Raw genomic sequence first — 6,487 nt, 5'->3', positions numbered from 1 at the left:
GACCTGCTCGTCAATGGCAACGTTGACACCAGGGATACCGGCAACGTCAGAACCGGTCGCAATGACGATGTTCTTGGCTTCGATTTCCTGTACTTCGCCCTTGTCGTTGGTCACGGAAACCTTGCCAGCAGCAACAACTTTGCCGGTGCCCTGGAAAGCATCGATCTTGTTCTTCTTGAACAGGAAGGAAACGCCGTCGACATTGGCCTTCACCACGCCGTCCTTGTGCGCCATCATCTTTTCGATGTTGAGCTTTGGTGCGGCAACTTCAACGCCAAGCGAGTCCAGGCCATGCGCAACATGCGCAAAGGTTTCGGATGCGTGCAACAGAGCCTTGGATGGAATGCAGCCGACGTTGAGGCAGGTGCCGCCATAGGTCGAACGCTTTTCAATGACGGCGACCTTCAGGCCAAGCTGGGCCGCCTTGACTGCGCAAACATAACCACCGGGTCCGGTGCCGATAACAACTACATCATAAGCCATGTTCTAATTCCTGATTGATGATGGCAGCGGCAAACCCGCTACCTCTAGGTTTTGGCCTTCAGGCCGCTTTTTCGGTGGCAAGTTTAATTCCAAGCGCAATGAAAACCACGCCGCTGGCGCGATCGATCCACTGGCTTGCACGCGAGAATGCCGCACGCATACGTGGCGTTGTCATGAAGAGGCTGACCCCGATGAACCACAGGATCAGACAGCTGGCCATGACCAGACCGTAAGAGAATTTGATGGCAATCGGCGTATGAGCGCTGACAACCGTCGAGAAGATCGACAGGAAGAAAAACACCGCTTTCGGGTTCAGTGCATTGGCCGCAAAACCAAGCGTAAACGCCTTGAGTGCCGATTGTTGCTGGCGTGGCGCAGCCGTCATATCGCCTGTTGCAGCGGTCACGTCTGTTTTGCCAGCCCGCAATGCCTTGACGCCGATATAGAGCAGGTAGGCAACACCCAGCCACTTGACGATATTGAACAGATAGATCGACTGGGAAATGACAAGGCCAAGACCGAGGATCGTGTAGCTGACATGGAACATCAGCGCAGCACCAATGCCAAAACTGGTGATGATGGCCTGACCGCGGCCGTGCACGATGGCCTGTCGCATCACCATCGCCAGATCGGCGCCCGGCGATACGATGGCGAAGGCAAAGATCGCCATCAGCGAAAGCAGTTCAATGAGGTAAGCGTGCATGACGAATATTCCTCAGATCAAGGACAGCAGCATGATGAGCAGACCGCCGGCCGAAACGAGCCATACCAGCGAACGAATATAGGGAATTCCGAGGAGATAAAGCGGAATATAGGCGATACGCGCCGCAAACCATATCCACCCGCCTACCAGGCCCCACCCTGAAGCGTCACCCATAAAGGCCACACCGAGGATCAGCCCCACAAAGGCCGGATAGGTTTCCTTGTAATTTGCCAAGGCGCGGTCAGCCCTGCCGGCCATCGCGCCTTTCGGCTTTTTACCTTCGTCACGCGGACCTGCATTCCATGCAGATCCGAGTTCCTTGGTCGCAAGCATGCCCTGCAACCCAATATGCAGGAAGAGAAGAATGACACTGAGAGCCAACAGCACCATGTAAGGCCCGTTTTCGCTTGCCAGCGTTTCCATTCTTCTCTCCCGTTTTTCTTAGAGATCGAGAACCAGACGTTCTGGATCTTCCAGGCTTTCCTTGACGCGAACGAGGAAGGTCACGGCTTCCTTGCCGTCAACGATGCGGTGATCGTAGGACAGCGCGAGATACATCATCGGACGGATGACAACCTGACCGCCGATAGCAACCGGACGCTCTTGGATCTTGTGCATGCCGAGGATACCGGACTGCGGAGCATTGAGGATTGGCGAGGACATCAGCGAGCCGTAAACACCACCATTGGTGATGGTGAAGGTGCCGCCCTGCATGTCGGCCATGCTGAGCGAACCGTCACGGGCTGCCTTGGCAAGACGGCCAAGTTCCTTTTCAACGCCAGCAATCGAACGCTGGTCAGCGTCACGGATAACCGGAACAACCAGACCCTTGTCGGTGCCGACAGCCATGCCAACGTGACAATAGTTCTTGTAGATGATGTCGGTGCCGTCGATTTCTGCGTTAACAGCCGGCAGTTCCTTCAGCGCGTGGGTCACGGCCTTGGTAAAGAAGCCCATGAAGCCAAGCTTTACGCCATGCTTCTTTTCGAAAACGTCCTTGTAACGGTTACGCAGGTCCATGACAGCCGACATGTCCACCTCGTTATAGGTGGTCAGCATGGCTGCAGTGTTCTGTGCATCCTTCAGACGCTTTGCAATCGTCTGGCGCAGACGGGTCATCTTCACGCGCTCTTCGCGGGCACCGTCTTCAGCAGACGAAACCGGACGTGGTGCGGAAACCGGAGCAGCAGGTACAGGAGCCGAAGCGCCCTTGGCAACAGCGGCCAGAACGTCGCCCTTGAGAACCTGGCCACGCTTGCCGGAACCGTCGATATCGGCAGTCGAGATGTTGTTGTCCGCAGCAACCTTGGCAGCAGCAGGAGCAGCAGGCATCGAGCCTGTTGCTGGTGCAGCGGCAGGTGCTGGAGCCGAAACAGCAGCAGGTGCGGCGGCAGCAGCGGCAGGAGCCGTTGTTGCAGCGCCAGCAGCACCTTCAGCAATCTGGCCGAGCAGTGCATCAAGACCAACCGTTTCGCCATTCTGCGCAACGATCTCAGTCAGAACGCCGGAAGCCGGTGCAGGCACTTCAACAGTTACCTTGTCGGTTTCGAGTTCAACCAGAGGCTCGTCAGCCTTGACGACGTCGCCGACTTTCTTGAACCAGGTTCCGACAGTCGCTTCGCTGACGGACTCCCCCAGAGTTGGTACGCGGATTTCAGTGGCCATAATCTTGTTCCGTTTATAGGTGTCTGTTTTTTGATGGATGATGGAGGGAGAGTTTTACTCTCCCAGCGCGTCTTCTAGGAATGCGGCAAGCTGTGCGAGATGCTTGGACATCAGGCCTGTTGCAGGCGAGGCTGCAGCCGGACGGCCGGTGTAGCGAACCTTCTGATACTTGGCATCGATGTGAGCCAGCACCCATTCCAGGTACGGGTCGATGAACGACCATGCACCCATGTTCTTTGGCTCTTCCTGGCACCAGACCATCTCGGCGTTACGGAAACGCGACAGCTCGTTGATGAGCGCCTTGGCCGGGAACGGATAAAGCTGTTCGATACGCAGCAGGTAGATATCGTCGATACCACGCTTTTCGCGCTCTTCGAGCAGATCGTAATAGACCTTGCCGGTGCAGAGTACGACGCGACGGATCTTGGAATCCTTCTGCAGCTTGATCGGACCATCCTTGATCACTTCAGCATCGTCCCACAGCAGACGGTGGAACGACGATTCACCAGCCAGTTCGGCAAGCGACGACGTTGCACGCTTGTGGCGCAGCAGCGACTTTGGCGTCATCAGAACCAGCGGCTTGCGGAAGTCGCGGCGAACCTGACGGCGCAGGATGTGATAGTAGTTTGCCGGTGTGGTGACGTTGGCAACCTGCATGTTGTCTTCTGCGCAGAGCTGGAGGAAACGCTCCAGACGGGCAGAAGAGTGCTCCGGACCCTGACCTTCATAACCATGCGGCAGAAGGCAGACGAGACCGGACATGCGTAGCCACTTGCGTTCACCCGACGAGATGAACTGGTCGAACACCACCTGTGCACCGTTTGCGAAGTCGCCAAACTGTGCTTCCCACAGTGTCAGTGCATTCGGACGGGCCAGCGAGTAGCCATATTCGAAACCAAGCACGGCCTCTTCGGAAAGCATCGAGTTGATGACTTCGTAACGTGCCTGCGTTGGCGCAAGGTTGGCCAGCGGAATGTAACGCTCTTCCGTGTCCTGATCGTAGAGAACCGAGTGACGCTGCGAGAAGGTGCCGCGTTCGCAGTCCTGACCCGACAGGCGGATCTTGTGGCCTTCGACAGCAAGCGTACCGAATGCAAAGGCTTCGGCCATTGCCCAGTCGATGCCTTCACCGGTCTCAACCATCTGCGCACGGTTGTCCATGAAACGCTGAATGGTCCGGTGTGCGTTGAAGCCTTCCGGAATGGTCGACAGTTTCTTGCCGATTTCCTTGAGGGTCTTCATTGGTACGCCGGTTTTGCCGCGACGTTGCTCATCGGCATTGTCGGCAATACGCAGACCCGACCACTGGCCGTCCAGCCAGTCAGCCTTGTTCGGCTTGTAGGACTGGCCTGCTTCGAATTCCTGCTCCAGATGGGCACGCCAGTCAGCCTTGAGCTTTTCGAATTCGCCTTCGTTGATCAGGCCTTCCGAGATCAGACGGTCAGCATAGATACGCGCAACAGTCTTGTGGCTGCGAATAACCTTGTACATCTTTGGCTGCGTGAACGCTGGCTCATCGCCTTCGTTATGGCCAAAGCGACGGTAGCAGAACATATCCACAACAACAGGCTTGTGGAACTTCATGCGGTATTCGGTTGCGACCTTGGCTGCGTAAACAACAGCTTCCGGGTCATCACCGTTGACGTGGAAGATCGGCGCTTCGATCATCTTGGCAACGTCAGATGGATATGGCGAAGAACGCGAGAAGCCCGGGTTCGTCGTAAAGCCGATCTGGTTGTTGATGATGACGTGCATGGTGCCGGCAACGCGGTGACCGCGCAGGCCCGACAGGCCAAGAATTTCAGCAACAACGCCCTGACCTGCAAAAGCAGCATCGCCATGCAGCAGCAGCGGCAGAACCTTGGCGCGTTCGGACAACGGAATAATGTCGCCTTCCCAAACCTTGGCCAACTGGTCCTGCTTTGCACGGGCCTTGCCCATCACAACAGGGTTGACGATTTCAAGGTGCGAAGGATTGGCTGTCAGCGACAGGTGAACCTTGTTGCCATCGAATTCGCGGTCGGAAGATGCACCCAGGTGGTACTTCACGTCACCGGAACCTTCGACTTCGTCAGGCTTGAACGAACCGCCCTTGAACTCGTGGAATACGGCGCGGTGCGGCTTGCCCATGACGTTGGTCAGAACGTTCAGACGGCCACGGTGAGCCATACCGAGCACGACTTCTTCAAGACCTTCCTGGCCGCCGCGCTTGATGATCTGCTCAAGAGCAGGGATCAGCGACTCACCGCCATCAAGTCCAAAACGCTTGGTGCCCTTGAAGCGAACGTCAAGGAACTGCTCATAGCCTTCAGCTTCAACCAGCTTGGAAAGGATAGCCTTCTTGCCTTCCGGCGTGAAGTCAACGCCCTTATCCGGACCTTCGATACGTTCCTGGATCCAGGCCTTTTCTTCCGGGCTGGACATGTGCATGAACTCGACACCCAGCGTCGAGCAATAGGTGCGCTCAAGAATTTCGAGCATTTCGCGCACGGTCGCATATTCGAGGCCAAGCACGTTATCGATGAAAATCTTGCGGTCGTAGTCGCTTTCCTCGAAGCCGTAGGACTTCGGCGACAATTCATTGTAGTCCTCTACCGCGCTGGCAATGCCAAGCGGGTCGAGCTTGGCGTGCAGGTGGCCGCGCATGCGATAGGCACGGATCATCATGATGGCGCGTACGCTGTCACGTGTCGCCTGAAGAACCTCTGCTTCGCTGACCGGCTTGCCGGTTTCTGCAACCTTTGCCTCTGCCTTGGCCTGAACCTTCTTTTCGATCGCCTTCTCAACTGTTGCCCAGTTGCCGTCCAGCGCCGAAATGAGATCGCCACCAGCCGCGATCGGCCAGTTGTTGCGCTTCCACGAAGCGCCCTTTGCGGCTTTCTTCACATCATCAGGGTTATCGGACAGGCCCTTGAAGAAGCTCTGCCATTCCGGCGATACGGACGAAGGATCTTCTTCATACCGAGCATAGAGCTGTTCGATGTAAGCTGCGTTCGCACCGTCGAGAAACGACGTGATCTGAAACTGCTCGTTGGCTTCTTGCCTTGCCATTTGTCCTGCGGGGGACGTACCCCGCCTCCTCGATTTGTTGATGGCCGCTGATGGCCTGCCGCTTTGGTCATATCTGCCGCCGCAGCGGCCTTCATTCCCGCGCCCTATAAGCGCATCCGGACAGCCGGCTCTTTACGATCCGCCTGTCCGGTTGTTGTCTCAGTATGTGGTCTTAGCCCTTGAGGACTTCAACCAGCGTCTTGCCGAGGCGTGCCGGGGAAGGCGAAACCTTGATACCAGCTGCTTCCATGGCAGCGATCTTGGATTCTGCGTCACCCTTGCCGCCGGAAACCACAGCACCGGCGTGGCCCATGGTGCGGCCCTTCGGAGCCGTACGGCCAGCGATGAAGCCAGCCATTGGCTTCTTGCGACCCTTCTTGGCTTCGTCGATCAGGAACTGTGCTGCATCTTCTTCAGCCGAACCGCCGATTTCACCGATCATGATGATCGAGGTGGTGGCTTCGTCAGCGAGGAACATTTCCAGCACGTCGATGAACTCGGTGCCCTTGACCGGATCGCCACCGATACCAACAGCCGTCGTCTGGCCGAGGCCTTCGTTGGATGTCTGGAACACGGCTTCATAGG

Annotated in this window: 5 protein-coding genes and 1 pseudogene; all 6 read right to left on the bottom strand. The window is 56.8% G+C overall.

The features are described 5' to 3' along the window. The coding region (locus RT613_RS23545) for an FAD-dependent oxidoreductase (protein ID WP_313618790.1) at positions 1–483 on the bottom strand (483 nt) is incomplete at its 3' end. Positions 484–541: 58 nt separating this feature from the next. Next, positions 542–1,186 carry a LysE family translocator gene (locus tag RT613_RS23540; RefSeq protein WP_313618789.1) on the bottom strand — a complete coding sequence of 215 codons (645 nt, stop codon included), beginning with the start codon at positions 1,184–1,186 and terminating at the stop codon, positions 542–544. A 12-nt stretch (positions 1,187–1,198) separates the two neighbouring features. After that, positions 1,199–1,609, bottom strand: a complete 411-nt coding sequence (locus RT613_RS23535) for an MAPEG family protein (protein WP_313618788.1) — start codon at positions 1,607–1,609, stop codon at positions 1,199–1,201. 18 nt (positions 1,610–1,627) lie between these two features. Next, positions 1,628–2,851 (bottom strand): 2-oxoglutarate dehydrogenase complex dihydrolipoyllysine-residue succinyltransferase, encoded by a 1,224-nt coding sequence (gene odhB / locus RT613_RS23530; protein WP_313618787.1) that lies wholly within the window; start codon positions 2,849–2,851, stop codon positions 1,628–1,630. A 54-nt stretch (positions 2,852–2,905) separates the two neighbouring features. After that, positions 2,906–5,902 (bottom strand): 2-oxoglutarate dehydrogenase E1 component, encoded by a 2,997-nt coding sequence (locus tag RT613_RS23525; RefSeq protein ID WP_313618786.1) that lies wholly within the window; start codon positions 5,900–5,902, stop codon positions 2,906–2,908. 172 nt (positions 5,903–6,074) lie between these two features. Beyond that, a pseudogene (locus tag RT613_RS23520) lies at positions 6,075–6,487 on the bottom strand (succinate--CoA ligase subunit alpha); the annotation flags it as partial.

Origin of the sequence: Agrobacterium sp. (assembly GCF_032092815.1) — a bacterium.
Lineage (GTDB): Bacteria > Pseudomonadota > Alphaproteobacteria > Rhizobiales > Rhizobiaceae > Agrobacterium.
Note: the sequence above shows the minus strand (reverse complement) of the source record. Positions and strands in the feature narration are given on the sequence as shown.

What these genes read in the sequence shown, in the direction of transcription:
- odhB (WP_313618787.1), bottom strand. Translation starts at nt 2,851, where the DNA reads ATGGCCACTGAAATCCGCGTACCAACTCTGGGGGAGTCCGTCAGCGAA.
- RT613_RS23525 (WP_313618786.1), bottom strand. Translation starts at nt 5,902, where the DNA reads ATGGCAAGGCAAGAAGCCAACGAGCAGTTTCAGATCACGTCGTTTCTC.
- RT613_RS23540 (WP_313618789.1), bottom strand. Translation starts at nt 1,186, where the DNA reads ATGCACGCTTACCTCATTGAACTGCTTTCGCTGATGGCGATCTTTGCC.
- RT613_RS23535 (WP_313618788.1), bottom strand. Translation starts at nt 1,609, where the DNA reads ATGGAAACGCTGGCAAGCGAAAACGGGCCTTACATGGTGCTGTTGGCT.